Below are 19,235 nucleotides of genomic sequence, written 5' to 3'. Positions count from 1 at the left end.
TTAATACGACCGACGAAACAGGACAAAAAATATGTCTAAAATTTTTGATTTCGTAAAACCAGGCGTTGTGACTGGCGACGACGTGCAGAAGATCTTTAAAGTAGCCAAAGAAAACAAATTCGCCCTGCCAGCCGTTAACTGCGTAGGCACCGACTCGATCAACGCCGTGCTGGAAACCGCCGCTAAAGTAAAATCGCCGGTAATCATTCAGTTCTCTAACGGTGGCGCAGGCTTTATCGCTGGTAAAGGTCTGAAATCAGACAAGCCTCAGGCTGCGGCTATTTTAGGCGCTATCTCTGCCGCTCATCATGTGCATCAGATGGCAGAACACTACGGCGTGCCGGTTATCCTGCACACTGACCACTGCGCGAAGAAACTGCTGCCGTGGATTGACGGTCTGCTGGATGCGGGCGAAGCCCACTTCGAGAAAACCGGCAAGCCGCTGTTCTCTTCTCACATGATTGACCTGTCTGAAGAGTCGCTGGAAGAAAACATCGAGATCTGTAGCGGCTACCTGAAGCGCATGGCTAAAATCAACATGACGCTGGAAATTGAACTGGGTTGCACCGGTGGCGAAGAAGACGGCGTGGACAACAGCCACATGGACGCTTCTGCCCTGTACACTCAGCCAGAAGACGTGGATTACGCGTATGTAAAACTGAATGCCATCAGCCCGCGCTTCACCATCGCGGCATCATTCGGTAACGTGCACGGCGTTTACAAGCCGGGTAACGTGAAGCTGACCCCAACCATTCTGCGCGACTCTCAGGACTATGTGAGCAAAAAACACAACCTGCCGCATAACTCGCTGAACTTTGTGTTCCACGGTGGTTCAGGTTCTTCTGCGGCAGAAATCGAAGAGTCAATCAGCTACGGCGTGATCAAGATGAACATCGATACCGATACCCAGTGGGCAACATGGAACGGTATTCTGCAATACTACAAAAAGAACGAAGGCTACCTGCAGGCCCAGCTGGGTAACCCGGAAGGCGCAGACAAGCCGAACAAAAAATACTACGACCCGCGCGTCTGGCTGCGTGCATCGCAGTCTTCGATGATCGTGCGTCTGGAGCAGGCATTCAAAGAGCTGAACGCGATTGACGTTCTGTAATTTTCCTGCTTAGTGCGAGAATGAGTATCAAGCCCCTGAAAAGGGGCTTTTTTTTGGTCGAAGCAGTAACAAATTGTTAATTTCACTGCTTATTTGGCAGAATGCAGCATTTTTGGTTACCCTTTGGGTTTGGGATGTCAGCCTGGCTGGCAAACGGTTTCTTCCCATTGGGAACAACAACAGGATAATTAGATGGAAGATTTGAACGTGGTAAATGGCATCAGCAACGCAGGTGGCTGGCTGGCGCGTAACCAGGCGCTGCTGTTGAGCTATGCGGTTAATATTGTGGCGGCCATTGCGATCATCATCGTTGGGATGATAGTGGCGCGCGTAATTTCTAACGGCCTGAACAAGGTGATGCGGGCGCGTCATATTGATGCCACCGTGGCCGACTTCCTGTCTGCGCTGGTACGCTACGGCATCATCGCCTTTACGCTGATAGCCGCTCTCGGCAGGGTTGGCGTACAGACCGCCTCGGTTATCGCCGTATTGGGTGCCGCTGGTCTGGCTATTGGCCTGGCGCTGCAAGGCTCACTGGCCAACCTGGCCGCAGGCGTGCTGCTGGTCACCTTCCGTCCGTTCCGCACCGGTGAATTTATTGATATCGGCGTGATGGGAACCGTGCAGAATGTGCAGATTTTCTCGACCACGCTGAAAACCGCCGACGGCAAAATTGTGGTGGTGCCAAACGGCAAAATCATCTCTGGCAATATCGTCAACTTCTCCCGTGAGCCGGTGCGCCGCAATGAATTCATCATCGGCGTGGCTTACGATGCGGATGTCGACCGGGTCATCCAGCTGTTGCAGGAAGTGGTCGATGCCGAGCCGCGCGTGCTGAAAGGGATGGGCGTGCAGATTGGCCTGAACGAGCTGGCTGCCTCCTCGGTAAACTTTGTGGTGCGCTGCTGGAGCAACGCGGGCGATCTGCAGGATGTCTACTGGGATCTGATGAAGAACTTTAAGCGTACGCTGGACGCCAATCAGATCGGCATTCCGTTCCCGCAGATGGATGTCCACCTGCATCAGGTTAATGCTGCCAACGCGCAGCAGGCTGAAGAAAAGGACGCGGCTGCGCCCCAGCCTGAGTCAAAATAATCAACACGTTAAGGGCGAGCTACGGCTCGCCCTGATGGTCAGTCATGTATTAGCTAAACTGATATTCCATTAGTTTATTCCATTTTATCTAATGATCTTTCCCTTATACACTCGCCTGCAATTATTCAGGACGAGGAGTTATCCGGTGTTATCCATCTTCTTTCAGGGCATGGCCCTGGGCGCGGCATTAATCCTGCCTTTGGGGCCGCAAAACGCGCTGGTGCTGAATCAGGGCGTCCGCCGCCAGTACCATCTGATGACCGCTGGGCTGTGCACGCTGAGCGATGTGGTGCTGATTTGCGCAGGCGTCTTTGGCGGCAGCGCGCTGTTGACCCAGTCGCCGCTGCTGCTGAGCCTGGTGACCTGGGGAGGCGTGGCATTCCTGCTGTGGTATGGCTGGGGGGCTTTGCGAGCGGCATTCAGCGCTAACGTCGCGCTGGCGTCGGAAAAGGCCATGCAGCAGGGGCGCTGGCGGATTTTCGCCACCATGATGGCCGTCACCTGGCTCAATCCTCACGTCTATATTGATACCTTTGTGGTGCTGGGCAGCCTCGGCGGGCAGCTTCCTGCCGAAGCCCGCAGCTGGTTCGCTCTGGGATCGGTCAGCGCATCGCTGCTCTGGTTCTTTGGCCTGGCTTCGCTGGCGGCCTGGCTGTCGCCGCTGCTGAATACCGTCAAGGCCCAGCGGATCATCAATGCGCTGGTTGGCATGATGATGTGGGGCATTGCGCTGAAGCTGGCGCTGCAGGCGCTGGGAATGCGCTAAAAGGAACTCACTCCAGGAATTACGGTCATAGCGTGATAGCCGAAAACGCAATAACATATGCCAACCTGTTGCGTTTTGACGGAACAATTCTCTGGCGGTGAGGCAATTTCCACCGCCTGTTCGCCCCTGAAGTGACTGAATGCTCCCACGGAGGAACCCAGTGAAGCTTACTAAATTGGCCCTGGCCGCAATGCTTGGATTTGCAACCGTCCCCACTTTAGCCCTGGCAGATGAACTGCCCAACGGTCCTCACGTTGTGACCTCAGGTCAGTCCAGCGTTGACGCCACGCCGGATATTGCCACGCTGGCGATTGAAGTCAGCATCTCCGCCAAAGAGGCTGGCGACGCTAAAAAACAGGCGGACGATCGTGTCGCGCAGTACTTTGATTTCCTGAAAAAAAATGGTATTGAGCAAAAAGACATTGATGCTGCTAACCTGCGTACTCAGCCGGAGTATGACTATACCAAAGAGGGCAAATCCGTCCTGAAAGGGTATCGTGCCGTACGCCAGGTTCAGGTCACGCTGCGCCAGCTGGACAAGCTGAATGAGCTTCTGGACGGCGCGCTGAAGTCCGGCCTTAACGAAATCCGCTCCGTCGAGCTGGGCGTGGCTCATCCTGACGAGTACCGCAATAAAGCCCGTCAGGCCGCCATCGATGACGCCACGCAGCAGGCTGGCGAGCTGGCTAAAGGCTTTAACGCCAAGCTGGGGCCGGTTTACAGCATCCGTTATCATGTGGCTAACTACCAGCCGATGCCGGTGGTCCGCATGTACAAGATGGCCGATGCCGCGCCGATGACTTCCGCAGCCGAAACCTATCAGAAGAAAAGCATTCACTTCGACGATCAGGTTGATGTGGTGTTTGAGCTACAGCGCAATCAGTAATCCCCGCAGGGGCGAGCACTCTCATCGCTCCCTTGCCGGTGTTCAGAGGGCTCCTGGCTGAGCCCTTTTTTTGGGGCTTACTCAGGCTGACGCAGGACGCGGTGGCCGTGGGCAATCAGCGCATCGGTCACCTTACGCATCAACCGGCTCTCCGGCGCAAAGCGGTGCCAGTAAAGCATCCGGCGCTGAAACAGGCCCGGCGTCAGGTCAATCAGCTCGCCCTCCGCCAGCTCCCGCTCAATCTGCAAATGGGGGATCATACAGCAGGTGGTTCCCTGGCGCGCCAGCTGCACGAAGGCTTCCGAGGAGTTAACGATGTGGCAGGGCACGCTGCCCGGCGACAGGTCAAAATTCTGCTGTAAAAACGCCTGATGCATATCATCCAGATGATCGAAGGCCACCGCCGGAGCCTTTAGCAGCGCGGAGCGAGTGACGCCGTTTGGAAAGTAGCGGGCCGCAAATTCTTTTGAACCAACGAACAGGTAATCCAGCGCGCCCAGCTGATCGACAAGGCAACTGGGCAGCGGCTGCGGCTGAATACTCACGGCGCCGACCACTTCTCCGCGACGCAGGCGTTCCTGGGTGCGGCTTTCATCCTCAACCTGCAAATTCAGGCGCACCGGGGAGTCCGTTAATACGGTTTTCAGCGCTGGCAGCAGCCAGGTTGCCAGGCTGTCGGCATTAATCGCCAGCGAAAGCAGCAGGGGCGTGGTGCCGCCGTTCTCATCGCCCAGCCATTCCTCTTCCAGCAGTTCTACCTGATGCAGCAGGGCCAGCAGCTTTTGCCCCTGTTCGGTCGGACGTGGCGGCACCGTTCGCACCAGCAGTGGCTGACCAAACATATTCTCCAACTGTTTGATTCGTTGCGAGACGGCCGACTGAGTAATGCAAAGCTTTTGTGCCGCGCGCTCAAAGCCGCGCTCGCGAATCACTGCATCCAGCGCCTGAAGCGTTCGATAATCCGGGCGTTTCATTTTGGGTGTTAACTCTCTTTCAGGTGTGGAAACTGCACTATGCCATATTTTTGTCACTTTGCCCTGGGCAATGGCGACTTTCTCCCGGCACGGCTTTGTGGGATGTCTTCCAAACTACCAACAAATGCGGCGGGAAGGCGGTGATTTCTGCCGGTGTTGTTTTATACTAGCGGCACACTGTAGCCGTACGGGATCTAAACTTATCATGACACAGGATGAACTGAAAAAGGCCGTTGGCTGGGCCGCGCTGGAATACGTTACGCCGGGCACCCTGGTTGGCGTGGGGACCGGCTCAACTGCCGCCCACTTTATCGACGCGCTTGGCTCCATCAGGCACCAGATCGACGGAGCGGTTTCCAGCTCTGAGGCTTCCACCCAGAAGCTGAAAAGCCTTGGCATTCAGGTCTTCGACCTTAACGAGGTTGATTCGCTGTCGGTTTACGTTGACGGCGCTGATGAGATCAACGGCATGATGCAGATGATTAAGGGCGGCGGCGCGGCGCTGACGCGTGAGAAGATTATCTCTGCCGTTGCCGACAAGTTTGTCTGTATCGCGGATGAGTCCAAGCAGGTTGACGTGCTGGGCCGCTTTCCGCTGCCGGTTGAAGTGATCCCGATGGCGCGCAGCTACGTCGCGCGGGAACTGGTGAAGCTGGGTGGCCTGCCGGAGTATCGTCAGCATGTGCTGACCGATAACGGCAACATCATTCTTGACGTACACAACCTGCGAATCCTTGACCCGATCGCGCTGGAGAAGGCCATCAACGCCTTGCCTGGCGTGGTGACCGTCGGGCTGTTTGCGGCTCGCGGTGCGGATATTGCGCTGATCGGCACCGCCAGCGGCGTAAAAACCATAGAAAAATGATCTTACCGGCGCCGCCCCGGCGTCGGTTATTTTCTGTTAAAAAACATCTTTTCTGAATGTCGTGAAATTTAGTGACTTATGTCACATAACCTTCATAGTCAGGCTGTTCCTGCTGAACCTGACTCTTGCACCCTGATTATCTGCCAAATTGAGCTGCCTGGCCTCTCTGCCGTGCTGCCCGGTGGGCAATCGTTTGTATTGCCGCAGGCGTAAATTTTGATATTTTGGCAGAAGGCTAACTTAATACCTGGAGATAAGGGTAAGCTGGCACATCTGAAGTCTGCAAAAAATAGGGTCGGGAAATGGCAAAAGTATCACTGGAGAAAGACAAAATTAAGTTCCTGCTGGTGGAAGGCGTCCACCAGAGCGCGGTAGATAACCTTCGCGCATCAGGGTATACCAACATCGAATTTCATAAAGGCGCGCTGGACAGCGAAGCGCTGAAAGAGTCCATCCGCGACGCGCACTTTATCGGTATCCGTTCGCGCACTCACCTTACCGAAGAGATTTTCGCCGCAGCGGAAAAGCTGGTGGCGGTGGGCTGCTTCTGTATCGGTACTAATCAGGTTGACCTGGCTGCCGCCGCAAAGCGTGGCGTGCCGGTATTTAACGCGCCTTTCTCCAATACCCGATCCGTAGCTGAACTGGTTATCGGCGAGCTGCTGCTGATGCTGCGCGGCGTTCCTGCGGCTAACGCCAAGGCGCACCGTGGCGTCTGGCACAAGCTGGCCGTAGGATCTTATGAAGCGCGTGGTAAGAAGCTGGGGATTATCGGCTATGGCCATATCGGTATGCAGCTTGGCGTGCTGGCCGAGAGCCTCGGTATGCACGTATTCTTCTATGACATTGAGAGCAAGCTGCCGCTGGGCAATGCGACCCAGGTGCGTTATCTCTCCGACCTGTTGAACATGAGCGACGTGGTAAGCCTGCATGTGCCGGAAACCCTCTCCACGCAGAACATGATGGGCGCGGAAGAGCTGGCGATGATGAAGCCTGGCGCGCTGCTGATTAACGCCTCTCGCGGCACCGTCGTGGATATCCCGGCGCTGTGCAAAGTGCTTGCTGATAAGCACCTTGCGGGCGCGGCGATTGACGTCTTCCCGGAAGAGCCTGCCACCAACAGCGATCCGTTCAACTCTCCGCTGTGCGAGTTCGATAACGTGATCCTGACGCCGCACATTGGCGGCTCAACTCAGGAGGCGCAGGAAAATATCGGTATCGAGGTTGCTGGCAAGCTGGCTAAGTACTCTGATAACGGCTCTACGCTGTCTGCGGTTAATTTCCCGGAAGTGTCGCTGCCGACGCATGGCGACCAGAGCCGTCTGCTGCACATTCACGAAAACCGGCCGGGCGTGCTGACCGCCATCAACAACATTTTTGCCGGTCAGGGCATCAACATTGCCGCGCAGTATCTGCAAACTACTCCGCAAATGGGCTACGTGGTGATTGATATTGATGCGCCGCAGGATGTGGCAAACACCGCGCTACAGCTGATGAAGGCGATTCCGGGCACCGTTCGAGCGCGTCTGCTTTACTAACCTGCCGAACGGATTGAAAAGGGACGAAAGCTCGTCCCTTTTTTTACGCCTGCTGGTTGGCTACCACTGCCAGATTTTCGATGGGGTGATAATCGCCGGGAGCGGCACGTCCCATTCGGCAGCGGGCAGGGCATCAACCCGCTGGCAGTCATGCGCCAGGCCAACGGGTAAAAAACCGTGCTGCCGCCAGCTTTGCAGCGTCCGATCGTAGAATCCTCCGCCCATTCCCAGCCTCTGTCCCTGCCTGTCAAAGGCGACCAGCGGCACCATCAGCACGTCAAGCTCATCCAGCGTAGCCAGGTTGCGGATATCCAGCGGCGGTTCAGGAATGCGCAGCCGGTTTGGCGCCAGCGGCGTGTCGGGATCATATCGGATAAATAGCAGTTGCCCTGCGGAAAAAGGGTGCAAAACCGGCAGATAAACCTGCTGCTTATGCTGCCAGAGCCTGGCAATCAGCGGTCGGGTATTCAGCTCGCCGTCGAAGGCGAGAAACAGCGCGATTTTTTTTGCCTGCTGTAGCGGGGCGAAATTCAGCGCGCGCTCGACGACCTGTACCGCAGCCAGCTGCTGCTGCTCGGGCGTCAGGGCACGACGGAGATGGCGCACATGGGTACGGATATCCTGGCGATCGAGAAGGTTCATGGTTCACCGCGCTAAAATAACGGAAAGGTTAAGCTGACACGCAGAGTGTAGAACGGGAACGTAGCTGGGGAAAGTGCAGAAAAAAAGAGGAATCTCCGAGATGCCGCCGCAGGCTGTAACCCTTGAACCCTTGGTTCAAGGTGAGACTGCCGTCGCAACCATCAGGCTTCTCGGACGAACCGAGCTTGCGCACAGGTCACAGAGCGTCAGACTCTGTTGGTATTAAATATCGGCTCAGGGGACTGGCCCGCTTGCAAACATCTCAGAGAAATTTTGTACTTCACCGTTACTCTAACACAGATAACGATGAGCTGTTATTCGAACTTACTGCCGGTCCGTTCAGTAATGCGACCCTGTTCAAGCAGCGCCTGCTCAATGGTCTGTTGCAGCATACGGATACGCTGCTCCATGTTACTGGCATAGTCGCGGGTTTTGACTTTTTCCGCCGCCAGCTCATGGCAGATGTTCAGTGCCGCAATAAATACCAGCTGTTCAGTATTTGTGACTCTAGTGCGAACTTTTAAATCTTGCAACCGCTGATTAAGGTCTTCGGCAGCCATTTTCAGCGCATCTTGCTGTTCAGGCGGACAATTTACTCTTAAAGAACGGCCAAAAATTTGAATATCTACGGGTTGTGCAGACATGCCACCATCCTGACTGATTACTTCGCCGCCAATCTCCCTTACCGCTCAATGGGTTGGGAGGGGCGCAACTATAACTACGCCTTAGTGAAGAAACAACCCCTTTTCTGGAATCGTTGAGGCACCTGGTGGTAGCATACCACGAACTTATCCAGCCAACGATGACCAAAACGTATGTCACTATCAAACACAATGCCGGGCTATGATGCGCTGGCTTCAGCACTGACGCAGCAGGGCGTAGGGATGACGCCTGCCGAAATGCATGGCCTGATTAGCGGAATGATCTGTGGCGGCACCCAGCAGAGCAGTTGGCAAACGCTGGTTCACGACCTGACCAACGAGGGAATGGCCTTTTCCCAGTCGCTGGCGCTGCCGCTCCAGCAGTTGCATGAGGCTATCGGCAATGCGCTTGAAGAAGAGGGCTTTCTGTTCCAGCTTTTTCTGCCCGATGACGACGACATCAGCGTATTCGATCGCGCCGATGCGCTGGCTGGTTGGGTAAACCATTTCCTGCTCGGCCTTGGCGTATCGCAGCCGAAACTGGACAAGGTGAAGGGCGAAACGGGCGAAGCGATTGACGATCTGCGCACTATCGCCCAGCTTGGCTATGATGAAGACGAAGACCAGGAAGAGCTGGAGCAGTCGCTGGAAGAGGTGATTGAGTACGTTCGCGTAGCGGCGCTGCTCTGCCATGACACCTTTACCCACGTCGCGCCATCGGCTGTGGAAGTGAAAAAGCCAACCCTGCACTAAGCCGTGGCACATTCAGGAGAAGTTGATGACCCAGCAAGAGTTTTTACGCCGCCGGCAGGCGCTGCTAAGCGAAATGGCGCCGGCCAGCGCGGCGGTTATTTTCGCCGCCCCGGAAGCAACCCGCAGCAACGACAGTGAATATCCCTATCGCCAGAACAGCGATTTCTGGTATTTCACCGGCTTTAACGAGCCTGAAGCGGTGCTGGTGCTGATCAAAAGCGACGAGAGCCATAACCACAGCGTGCTGTTTAATCGCGTCCGCGACCTGACGGCAGAGATCTGGTTTGGCCGCCGCCTCGGGCAGGATGCCGCGCCAGAGAAGCTTGCCGTTGATCGGGCGCTGCCGTTTGACGATATCGCTGAGCAGCTGCCGCTGTTGCTGAACGGCCTGGATGCCGTGTATCACGCGCAGGGGCTTTACCCTGAAGCCGATGCGTTGCTGTTTGGCGCGCTGGAGAAGCTCCGCCGCGGCTCGCGTCAAAACCTGACCGCTCCATCGTCCATCACCGACTGGCGTCCGATTGTGCATGAAATGCGCCTGATTAAATCGCCGGAAGAGCAGGCGGTGCTGCGTGAGGCGGGCCGCATCAGCGCGCTGGCGCATACCCGCGCGATGCAAAAGTGCCGCCCCGGCATGTTTGAGTATCAGCTCGAGGGTGAAATCCACCACGAGTTTAACCAGCATGGCGCGCGTTTCCCTTCGTACAACACCATCGTTGGCGCAGGCGAAAATGGCTGCATCCTGCACTACACCGAAAATGAGAGCCGGATGCGCGATGGCGATCTGGTGCTGATCGACGCGGGCTGTGAGTTGCAGGGCTATGCCGGCGATATCACGCGGACCTTCCCGGTGAACGGAAAATTTACTGCCCCGCAGCGCGCGATCTATGACATCGTCCTTGCCTCGCTCACCGCTGCGCTGACGCTGTTCCGTCCCGGCACCAGCATTCGCGAAGTGAATGCTCAGGTGGTGCGGATTATGGTTAGTGGGCTGGTGAAGCTTGGCGTGATGAAGGGCGAAGTCGACGCGCTGATCGAAGAGCAGGCTCATCGCCAGTTCTTTATGCACGGTCTGAGCCACTGGCTGGGGCTGGATGTACATGATGTCGGCTTTTACGGCAGCGACCGCGACCGTATTCTGCAACCCGGCATGGTTATTACCATTGAACCCGGACTGTATATCGCGCCGGATGCGGAGGTGCCAGTGGAGTATCGCGGCATCGGCATTCGCATTGAAGATGACATCATCATTACCGCAGACGGTAACGAAAACCTGACGGCCACGGTGGTGAAAGATGCCGATGATATTGAAGCACTGATGGCGGCAGCGAAGGCGTAATGAGCATCATAATTGCAGGAGGAGGCATGGCGGGCGCCACGCTGGCGCTGGCTATTTCTCATCTGACACAGGGAAAGGTCGCGGTGACGCTTGTGGAAGCCAGCGAGCCGGCCAGCCGTACCCACCCAGGCTTTGATGGCCGGGCTATCGCCCTGGCCGAAGGAACCTGTCAGCAACTGGCGGCCATTAATCTCTGGCCGTGGCTGAAAGAGTGCGCAACGGCTATCACCCATGTGCACGTCAGCGATCGGGGACACGCCAGCTTTGTCTCGCTGGACGCCGCCGATCACTGTATTTCCGCGTTGGGGCAGGTTGTGGAGCTGCACGACGTTGGTCAGCGCCTGTTTACGCTGTTGAAGAAAGCGCCCGGCGTGCGGCTCTGCTGTCCGGCTAAGGTGACGCAGGTCGTGCGCAGCCAGCAGGACGTTAGCGTAACGTTGAGCAACGGCGAAACGCTGACGGGTCAGCTGCTGGTGGCGGCCGATGGTTCGCGCTCCGCCGTTGCGGCTTCCTGCGGCGTGCAGTGGCAGACTCAGGATTATCAGCAGGTGGCGGTGATTGCCAACGTCTCCAGCCAGCAGCCGCACCTTGGCCGGGCCTTTGAGCGTTTTACCGAGCACGGGCCGCTGGCTTTGCTGCCGATGTCGGCGGGCCGAAGCTCGCTGGTCTGGTGTCATCCGCTGGAGGATAAGGCCAGAGTTGATGGCTGGAGCGACGGGCAGTTCCTGGCTGAACTTCAGCAGGCCTTTGGCTGGCGGCTGGGAAAGATAACTCAGGTAGGCCAGCGTCACAGCTATCCGCTTGAGCTTCAGGCTTCCTCGCAGCATGTGTCTCACCGGCTGGCGCTGGTCGGCAACGCGGCGCAGACTCTGCATCCGATCGCGGGGCAGGGCTTTAATTTAGGGATTCGTGACGTTATGTCGCTGGCCGAAACGGTGGCCGCCGCCTGGCGCGCCGGCGAGGACGTGGGCGGTTATGCCAGCCTGCAGCGCTATCAGCAGCGCCGTCAGCCGGATGCCGCCGCGACCATTGGCATTACCGATACGCTGGTCAGGCTGTTTGCTAACCGCTATACACCGCTGGTGGCAGGGCGAAATCTGGGCCTGATGGCGCTGGACTCGCTGCCGCTGGTGCGGAATTTGCTCGCCGAGCGCACGTTGGGCTGGGTTGAGCGTTAAGGAGAAAGCAGTAATGCAAACCTATGATGTGATCGTTGCGGGCGGCGGTATGGTTGGACTGGCTGTGGCCTGCGGCCTGCAGGGCTGCGGAATGAAAATTGCGGTGCTGGAGCGTGAGCCAGCGGCTGAACCCACAGACGCGGCATCAGCGCCAGCGCTGCGCGTGTCGGCGATTAACGCGGCCAGCGAACGCCTGCTTCAGCATCTTGACGTCTGGAGCGCCATTCTTGCCGCACGCGCCAGCGCTTATCACGGTATGCAGGTCTGGGATCGCGACAGCTTCGGCCACATTGAGTTTGACGATGGTCAGCAGGGGCTGGCGCACCTTGGGCATATCATTGAAAACCCGATAATCCATCAGGCGCTGTGGCATAAAGCCGCCGAACTGAGCGACATCACCACCATCGCCCCGGCAGAACTCCAGCAGGTGGCGTTTGGTGATAACGAGGCTTTCGTTACCCTGAAGGACGGCACGATGATGAGCGCGCGGCTGCTGGTGGCGGCCGACGGCGCCAACTCCTGGCTGCGCAACAAGGCCGATATCCCGCTGGCCTTCTGGGATTACGATCATCATGCGCTGGTGGCGAATATTCGCACCGAACGGCCGCATGACGCGGTTGCCCGTCAGGTCTTCCACGGCGACGGGATTCTGGCCTTTTTACCGCTGAGCGATCCGCATCTCTGCTCCATTGTCTGGTCCGTTGCCCCGCAGGAAGCGACCCGTTTACAGTCAATGCCTGAAGATCTCTTTAACCAGCAGCTTTCGGTTGCCTTCGATCTGCGCCTTGGCCTGTGCAAGGTAGAGAGCGAACGCAAAACGTTTCCGCTAATGGGGCGCTATGCGCGTAACTTTGCCGCTCACCGGCTGGCGCTGGTGGGCGATGCGGCCCACACCATTCATCCGCTGGCCGGACAGGGCGTCAACCTCGGCTTTATGGATGCAGCCGAGCTGATAGGTGAAGTGAAGCGCCTTCAGCAGCAGGGGAAAGATATTGGACAGTATCTGTATCTCAGGCGCTATGAGCGTAGCCGTAAGCACAGTGCCGCGATGATGCTGGCAGGGATGCAGGGTTTCCGCGAGCTGTTCAGCGGCAACAACCCGGCGAAAAAACTGCTGCGGGATGTCGGTCTGAGCCTGGCTGATAACTTACCCGGCGTGAAGCCGCGCCTGCTCAGGCAGGCGATGGGGCTGAACGACCTGCCGGAGTGGCTGCGCTAAAATCTGCCTCCGACTGAAGCGATCGCGGTGGCTATGCAATCCATGCGGCAAGATCCTTGCCGCGTATTTCATGGTTGATCTGTTGTAGTTCGGTCAGGGTTGCATTATTTATTGTCATTCCCTTCTCACGCAATGTCGCTGTGATATGCTGCTGAAACCGTCCAAGCTGCTGCGGATCGAGATAGAGCGCTTTGGTGCCGTTGCTGCTTTTTTCCCGCGCGTTAGGGTTAATGCGTATCATCGTCTCTCCAGGAATGTTTACCCCTTTTGCCTGGCAGGCCAGGCTCAACGTAGCCAGATCCTGCACGTTGTTAAGTTCTATTTCTTTTAATTCCCCCCCCCTTTAGCGACCCATTCAGAGGGTGATTTTCACTTTGGTAGCTATAATTCTTTGCTACACCGCTGAATGCGCCGCTAATGGAATGCGTTTTGAGATCGTCGATCTTACTGAAGCCGAACACCATAGGAACGATTTTACCGTTATTGATCATTGCTAACAGCGGCGCTTTACCCCCTTCCAGCTCCTGTTGCAGCGTCTTAGCCGCGTCAGCCAACAGGGATTTCAGTCCCGCACCGTGACAGGTCTGTTGATGGTCGTCCGGAAAAGTAAATGTGACTGACTCAGGGAGCTTCAGCAAAGCAGTGCTGTTCTCCGTCGGAATATCCTCGAATTTTTTTGCGTTCATATTCCGCGCGTTGGTCAGTAAATTCTGTAACCAGCGGACGGCAACATCATTAACATTTTCACCGGCGTTCACCGACAGTTTAATGTCGTTTCCGCTGGAAGGCAGCGGTTGCCCGCTTGCCAGATGAGCGCTGATTGCCTGGGTCATACGGTGTTGAAAAGCCCGGGCAACGGGGTTGCTGCTGTGCATGCCTTTTCCCTGAGAGTAGACACGGGCTTTGCCCCTGAGGTTGTCACGGGTCATCCGGTCGGACGAACTCTCTGGCGTGCGATCTGAAAAGAAGACCTGTCCTTCCAGTGATTGTGCGCCGCCTTTGGCATCATTGGCGCCGCCTTTAAGTTCGCCCGATGCCAGGATTTCAAACCCCCACGGGGAGCCATGCAGGGCCTCGGGTTTGGTATACCCTTTTGGCGCAGTTGGATTCATAGACGAGAGCAGCGCGGTATGCATCTTTTCGCGTAGCTCCTGATCGATAGATCGTCGTCTGGACAGCAGATCAATCGGTGAAAGGTTGGCCTCATTAAGCTGGTTTGTCTTCTGCCCCTCCTGTCTTAATTGACTGATGGCTTTCGTATCGTGCTGCTTGACCGCTTCGTGAAGCGGGAAGGTATTTCCTGAGGTTGATTTAATATCCATACCGTATAAACCTGAGAGAGAAATGATCCTTTTAAGTGTTCAATCCTGACAGACGGTTCCCACAGGGGCGATTCATTTGAAAAATTCTAATTTCACCCACCTTTTCACATTACTTATTTTCATGCTTTGGTTTTTTTACCTTGCCAAATCATTTCGGCGTATCCCCTTAAACCCTATTTTCGACCTGGATTTGGCACCATAAATTGTCATTTTTGCGTGATTCTGCGCAGATTTATGGTGAAAAATTCTGGAAACTCGCTGACGGCGCTGCGCGACATGACTGGCATTCGACCCCGTTTAACTTATGGTTAATGGTGGCGTTCGGTGGTAAGTTCAGAGCCAGGGTATCGTTTGCGTCCGGTTACCAGTAGCCGTGAGCAGGCGTCTGACAACTCGTAAAGCACAGGATTGATATGACTCAGCAGACCCCTTTGTTCGAACAACATCAGGCTTGCGGCGCGCGCATGGTGGATTTTCACGGTTGGATGATGCCGCTGCACTATGGCTCCCAGATGGATGAACACCACGCGGTGCGGACCGACGCCGGGATGTTCGACGTGTCGCACATGACCATTGTCGATCTCAACGGCGCACGCACCCGAGAATTCTTGCGCTATCTGCTCGCCAACGACGTGGGCAGGCTGACTCAGCCAGGCAAGGCGCTTTATACCGCGATGCTCAACGCTTCTGCTGGCGTCATTGACGATCTGATTGTTTACTTTATGACCGAGGACTTTTTCCGTCTGGTGGTCAACTCGGCAACCCGCGAAAAAGATCTGGCGTGGATCGGCGAACATGCCGCGCCGTTTGGTGTTGAGCTGAAACTGCGTGACGATCTGTCGCTGATCGCGGTGCAGGGGCCGCAGGCTCAGGCGAAAGCGCAAACCCTGTTCAACGACGCCCAGCGCCAGGCCGTGGCCGGAATGAAGCCGTTCTTCGGCGTGCAGGAGGGCGATCTCTTTATTGCCACCACCGGCTACACCGGCGAAGCAGGCTATGAAATTGCGCTGCCTAATGAACAGGCCGCGGATTTCTGGCAGCGGCTGTTAAGCGCGGGCGTTAAGCCAGCCGGTCTGGGCGCGCGCGATACGCTGCGGCTGGAAGCAGGGATGAATTTATACGGCCAGGAGATGGACGAAGGCATTTCTCCGCTGGCGGCCAACATGGGCTGGACCATCGCCTGGCTGCCGGAGGAGCGTGATTTTATTGGCCGTGCGGCGCTGGAAGCGCAGCGTGAAAGCGGCACTGAGCAGCTGGTCGGCCTGATCATGACCGACAAGGGCGTGTTGCGTAATGAGCTGCCGGTCCGCTTTACCGACGTGCAGGGCAACCTGCGTGAGGGCGTGATTACCAGCGGTTCTTTCTCTCCCACTTTAGGTTGCAGCATTGCTCTGGCGCGGGTTCCCGCCGGCGTTGGCGAGCAGGCCATCGTACAGATCCGTAACCGGGAAATGCCGGTTACCGTTACCAAACCTGTTTTTGTACGCGCCGGAAAACCGGTCGTCTGATAACAATAACTTCTCAGGAGAGCATGGCTATGAGCAATGTGCCAAATGAACTGAAATACCGTGACAGCCACGAATGGGTGCGCAAAGAAGCCGATGGCACCTTTACCGTAGGGATTACCGAGCACGCGCAGGAGCTGCTGGGCGATATGGTCTTTGTCGATCTGCCCGAGGTGGGCAACACCTACAGCCAGGGCGACGACTGCGCCGTCGCCGAGTCGGTGAAGGCGGCTTCCGATATCTATGCGCCAGTCAGCGGCGAAATTGTTGCGGTGAACGGCGAGCTGGACGGCGCGCCGGAGCTGGTGAACAGCGCGCCTTACGCCGAAGGTTGGCTGTTCAGAATCAAAGCCAGCGACGAGTCCGAACTGGATTCCCTGCTGGACGCTGACGCCTATAAAAGCAGCATCGACGAATAAACTCTATCCTCTGCGGGACGAATCGACGCGTCCCGCCGTGCCTACCATGCCAGATTCAGGATTTACCGCTAATGACTCAGACGCTAAGCCAGCTTGAACATACCGGCGCATTTATCGAACGCCATATTGGTCCGTCGCAGGAGCAGCAGGCCGCGATGCTCAAAGCCACCGGGGCCAGCTCACTTCACGAGCTGATTGCCTCGATCGTGCCAGCTGATATCCAGCTGCCAGGCCCGCCCGCGGTCGGCGACGCGCTGACGGAACATCAGGCTCTTGCGGAGCTGAAGGCGATTGCCGCTCAGAATCTGCGTTACAAATCCTATATCGGCATGGGCTATACCCCGGTTCTGACCCCGCCGGTTATCCTGCGCAATATGCTGGAAAACCCAGGCTGGTATACCGCCTACACCCCTTATCAGCCGGAAGTGTCGCAGGGGCGTCTTGAAGCGCTGCTGAACTTCCAGCAGGTTACGCTGGATCTCACCGGGCTGGATATTGCCTCGGCCTCGCTGCTGGATGAGGCTACCGCGGCGGCTGAAGCGATGGCGATGGCTAAGCGCGTTAGCAAGCTGAAAAATGCCAACCGTTTCTTCGTGGCTGATGATATTCATCCGCAAACGCTGGACGTGGTGCGTACCCGAGCTGGAACCTTCGGTTTCGAAGTGATTGTTGATAAGGCTGAAAAAGTTCTCGATCATCAGGAAGTGTTTGGCGTGCTGTTGCAGCAGGTCGGCACCACGGGTGAAGCCCACGACTACACCGACCTGATCGCCGAACTGAAAAACCGCAGGACGATCGTCAGCGTTGCGGCTGATTTTATGTCGCTGGTGCTGCTGCAGGCTCCCGGTAAAATCGGGGCGGACATCGTCTTTGGCTCCGCGCAGCGCTTCGGCGTGCCGATGGGCTATGGCGGTCCTCACGCGGCCTTCTTCGCCGCACGCGATGAACACAAGCGCTCAATGCCAGGCCGTATTATCGGCGTCTCGCGCGATGCCGCAGGCAACACCGCGCTGCGCATGGCGATGCAGACCCGCGAGCAGCATATCCGCCGCGAGAAAGCCAACTCCAATATCTGTACGTCCCAGGTGCTGCTGGCCAATATTGCCAGCCTGTATGCGGTATTCCACGGACCTGCCGGACTGAAGCGCATCGCTTCCCGCATTCATCGCCTGACCGATATCCTGGCCGCTGGCCTGCAAAAAGGCGGCCTGACGCTGCGTCACCAGCAGTGGTTCGATACCCTGACCGTTGAAGTGGCCGACAAAGCCGCCGTGCTGGATCGCGCCCTGAGCTTTGGCGTCAACCTGCGTACGGATATTCATAACGCCGTCGGCATCACCCTGGATGAAACCACGCTGCGCGAAGACGTTGCGGCGCTGTTCTCAATCCTGCTCGGCGAAAACCACGGTCAGGATATCGACGCGCTGGATGCCGCGATTTCCGCTAACAGCTCGTCCGTGCCTGCCGCGCTGCTGCGTCAGGAGCCGATCCTGACCCATCCGGTGTTCAACCGTCATCACAGCGAAACCGAGATGATGCGCTACATGCACAGCCTGGAGCGTAAAGATCTGGCGCTGAATCAAGCCATGATCCCGCTGGGGTCGTGCACCATGAAGCTGAACGCGGCGGCCGAGATGATCCCGATCACCTGGCCTGAGTTCTCAGAACTGCACCCTTTCTGCCCGGCCGATCAGGCTACCGGCTACCTGCAAATGATTGGTCAGCTCTCGCAGTGGCTGGTGCAGCTGACCGGCTATGATGCCCTGTGTATGCAGCCAAATTCCGGTGCGCAGGGAGAATACGCGGGCCTGCTGGCAATCCGTCGCTATCATGAAAGCCGCAACGAAAGCGGCCGTAATATCTGCCTGATCCCAAGCTCTGCGCACGGCACTAACCCGGCCTCCGCGCAGATGGCCGGTATGTCTGTGGTGGTGGTCGCCTGCGACAAGCAGGGCAACATTGATCTCAACGATCTGCGAGTGAAAGCAGAACAAAGCGGCGACGCGCTTGCCTGTATTATGGTGACCTATCCCTCCACTCACGGCGTGTATGAAGAGACCATCCGTGAAGTTTGCCAGATCGTGCACCAGTTCGGCGGCCAGGTTTATCTGGATGGCGCGAACATGAATGCGCAGGTTGGCATCACTACGCCGGGTTACATCGGCGCGGATGTTTCTCACCTCAACCTGCATAAAACCTTCTGCATCCCCCACGGCGGCGGCGGTCCGGGCATGGGGCCGATTGGCGTGAAGGCGCATCTCGCGCCATTTGTTCCGGGCCACAGCGTGGTGCAGATTGACGGGGTGCTGACCCAGAAAGGCGCGGTATCAGCAGCGCCGTTCGGCAGCGCGTCGATTCTGCCGATCAGCTGGATGTATATCCGTATGATGGGCGCTGAGGGGCTGAAGCAGGCCAGCTCGGTGGCGATTCTGAACGCCAACTACATTGCCGCTCGTTTGCAGTCAGCCTATCCGGTTCTGTATACCGGGCGGGATGGCCGCGTGGCGCACGAATGTATCCTCGACATTCGCCCGCTGAAAGAGCAGACCGGCATCAGCGAGCTGGATATTGCCAAGCGCCTGATCGACTACGGCTTCCACGCGCCGACCATGTCCTTCCCGGTGGCGGGGACGCTGATGGTTGAGCCGACCGAATCCGAAAGCAAAATCGAGCTGGATCGCTTTATTGATGCGATGCTGTCAATCCGCATGGAGATCGACCGCGTCGCCGCCGGTGAGTGGCCGCTGGAAGATAACCCGCTGGTAAATGCGCCGCATACCCAGCTGGAAATTGTTGGTGAATGGTCACATCCTTACACCCGCGAGCTGGCGGTATTCCCGGCAGGTAGCGACAACAAATACTGGCCAACCGTGAAGCGTCTGGATGACGTGTACGGCGACCGTAATCTGTTCTGTTCCTGCGTGCCGATGAGCGAGTACGAGTAGCCTCGCTAAAGATTGACTTGACTAGTCCTGATATAGG

The 19,235-nt window shown here is 57.0% G+C and carries 18 protein-coding genes and 1 other RNA gene; 13 read left to right on the top strand and 6 right to left on the bottom strand.

Annotation, left to right across the window (positions count from 1 at the left end; all coding sequences use genetic code 11):
• Window positions 1–31: 31 nt before the first annotated feature.
• From fbaA to NG99_RS10950, 4 genes are all read left to right on the top strand, one after another.
• On the top strand, window positions 32–1,111 hold the full coding sequence (gene fbaA, locus NG99_RS10965) for a class II fructose-bisphosphate aldolase (protein ID WP_034892201.1): 1,080 nt from the start codon (window positions 32–34) through the stop codon (window positions 1,109–1,111).
• 192 nt (window positions 1,112–1,303) lie between these two features.
• Window positions 1,304–2,206, top strand: a complete 903-nt coding sequence (mscS, locus tag NG99_RS10960) for a small-conductance mechanosensitive channel MscS (protein ID WP_034892198.1) — start codon at window positions 1,304–1,306, stop codon at window positions 2,204–2,206.
• A 145-nt stretch (window positions 2,207–2,351) separates the two neighbouring features.
• Window positions 2,352–2,972, top strand: a complete 621-nt coding sequence (argO, locus tag NG99_RS10955) for an arginine exporter ArgO (protein ID WP_034892195.1) — start codon at window positions 2,352–2,354, stop codon at window positions 2,970–2,972.
• A gap of 160 nt (window positions 2,973–3,132) precedes the next feature.
• Entirely contained in the window at window positions 3,133–3,858 is a 726-nt protein-coding gene (locus NG99_RS10950; RefSeq protein ID WP_034892193.1) for an oxidative stress defense protein, read from the top strand.
• Window positions 3,859–3,935: 77 nt separating this feature from the next.
• Here NG99_RS10950 and NG99_RS10945 read toward each other — a convergent pair whose 3' ends face one another.
• Entirely contained in the window at window positions 3,936–4,832 is an 897-nt protein-coding gene (locus NG99_RS10945; protein ID WP_034892191.1) for a LysR family transcriptional regulator ArgP, read from the bottom strand.
• Between the two features lie 205 nt (window positions 4,833–5,037).
• Between NG99_RS10945 and rpiA the strand changes: the two genes are divergently transcribed.
• Both rpiA and serA read left to right on the top strand, forming a co-directional pair.
• The gene (gene rpiA, locus NG99_RS10940) at window positions 5,038–5,697 is read left to right on the top strand and encodes a ribose-5-phosphate isomerase RpiA (protein WP_034892188.1); all 660 of its coding nucleotides are present in this window, start codon (window positions 5,038–5,040) and stop codon (window positions 5,695–5,697) included.
• A gap of 302 nt (window positions 5,698–5,999) precedes the next feature.
• Entirely contained in the window at window positions 6,000–7,235 is a 1,236-nt protein-coding gene (serA, locus tag NG99_RS10935; protein WP_034892185.1) for a phosphoglycerate dehydrogenase, read from the top strand.
• 60 nt (window positions 7,236–7,295) lie between these two features.
• Here serA and NG99_RS10930 read toward each other — a convergent pair whose 3' ends face one another.
• The 3 genes from NG99_RS10930 to zapA all read right to left on the bottom strand — a co-directional run bounded on the left by NG99_RS10930 (window position 7,296) and on the right by zapA (window position 8,521).
• The gene (locus NG99_RS10930; RefSeq protein WP_034892181.1) at window positions 7,296–7,877 is read right to left on the bottom strand and encodes a 5-formyltetrahydrofolate cyclo-ligase; all 582 of its coding nucleotides are present in this window, start codon (window positions 7,875–7,877) and stop codon (window positions 7,296–7,298) included.
• An 88-nt stretch (window positions 7,878–7,965) separates the two neighbouring features.
• Window positions 7,966–8,149: non-coding RNA, 6S RNA (gene ssrS / locus NG99_RS28230), on the bottom strand.
• 42 nt (window positions 8,150–8,191) lie between these two features.
• Window positions 8,192–8,521, bottom strand: coding sequence for a cell division protein ZapA (gene zapA / locus NG99_RS10925; RefSeq protein WP_034892179.1), 330 nt, complete (start codon window positions 8,519–8,521; stop codon window positions 8,192–8,194).
• Window positions 8,522–8,692: 171 nt separating this feature from the next.
• On the opposite strand from zapA, the gene NG99_RS10920 reads away from it, so the two are divergent.
• Genes NG99_RS10920 through ubiI form a run of 4 tightly spaced genes read left to right on the top strand, consistent with a single transcriptional unit; the run spans window position 8,693 to window position 13,007 of the window.
• The gene (locus NG99_RS10920; RefSeq protein ID WP_034892177.1) at window positions 8,693–9,271 is read left to right on the top strand and encodes a YecA/YgfB family protein; all 579 of its coding nucleotides are present in this window, start codon (window positions 8,693–8,695) and stop codon (window positions 9,269–9,271) included.
• A 25-nt stretch (window positions 9,272–9,296) separates the two neighbouring features.
• Window positions 9,297–10,610 (top strand): Xaa-Pro aminopeptidase, encoded by a 1,314-nt coding sequence (pepP, locus tag NG99_RS10915; protein ID WP_034892174.1) that lies wholly within the window; start codon window positions 9,297–9,299, stop codon window positions 10,608–10,610.
• Window positions 10,610–11,788 (top strand): 2-octaprenyl-6-methoxyphenyl hydroxylase, encoded by a 1,179-nt coding sequence (ubiH, locus tag NG99_RS10910; protein WP_034892171.1) that lies wholly within the window; start codon window positions 10,610–10,612, stop codon window positions 11,786–11,788. The genes pepP and ubiH overlap by 1 nt, the downstream gene beginning before the upstream one ends.
• A 13-nt stretch (window positions 11,789–11,801) precedes the next feature.
• On the top strand, window positions 11,802–13,007 hold the full coding sequence (gene ubiI / locus NG99_RS10905; protein ID WP_034892169.1) for an FAD-dependent 2-octaprenylphenol hydroxylase: 1,206 nt from the start codon (window positions 11,802–11,804) through the stop codon (window positions 13,005–13,007).
• A 31-nt stretch (window positions 13,008–13,038) separates the two neighbouring features.
• On the opposite strand, the gene NG99_RS27600 is transcribed toward ubiI, so the two are convergent.
• Entirely contained in the window at window positions 13,039–13,248 is a 210-nt protein-coding gene (locus tag NG99_RS27600; RefSeq protein WP_052130659.1) for a hypothetical protein, read from the bottom strand.
• A 70-nt stretch (window positions 13,249–13,318) separates the two neighbouring features.
• Complete coding sequence (locus NG99_RS10900; protein ID WP_052130658.1) at window positions 13,319–14,329, bottom strand: hypothetical protein; 1,011 nt, start codon at window positions 14,327–14,329, stop codon at window positions 13,319–13,321.
• Between the two features lie 413 nt (window positions 14,330–14,742).
• On the opposite strand from NG99_RS10900, the gene gcvT reads away from it, so the two are divergent.
• The 3 genes from gcvT (at window position 14,743) to gcvP (ending at window position 19,198) form a co-directional block, all read left to right on the top strand.
• Window positions 14,743–15,837 carry a glycine cleavage system aminomethyltransferase GcvT gene (gcvT, locus tag NG99_RS10895; protein WP_034892166.1) on the top strand — a complete coding sequence of 365 codons (1,095 nt, stop codon included), beginning with the start codon at window positions 14,743–14,745 and terminating at the stop codon, window positions 15,835–15,837.
• Between the two features lie 29 nt (window positions 15,838–15,866).
• A complete protein-coding gene (gene gcvH / locus NG99_RS10890) occupies window positions 15,867–16,253 on the top strand; it encodes a glycine cleavage system protein GcvH (protein ID WP_034892164.1) in 387 nt (128 codons plus the stop codon).
• Between the two features lie 71 nt (window positions 16,254–16,324).
• Window positions 16,325–19,198: an aminomethyl-transferring glycine dehydrogenase gene (gene gcvP / locus NG99_RS10885; protein WP_034892161.1), complete on the top strand. Its 2,874-nt coding sequence runs from the start codon at window positions 16,325–16,327 to the stop codon at window positions 19,196–19,198.
• Window positions 19,199–19,235: the final 37 nt, after the last annotated feature.

Source organism: Erwinia typographi (assembly GCF_000773975.1).
GTDB classification, from domain to species: Bacteria; Pseudomonadota; Gammaproteobacteria; order Enterobacterales; family Enterobacteriaceae; genus Erwinia; species Erwinia typographi.
Note: the sequence above shows the minus strand (reverse complement) of the source record. Positions and strands in the feature narration are given on the sequence as shown.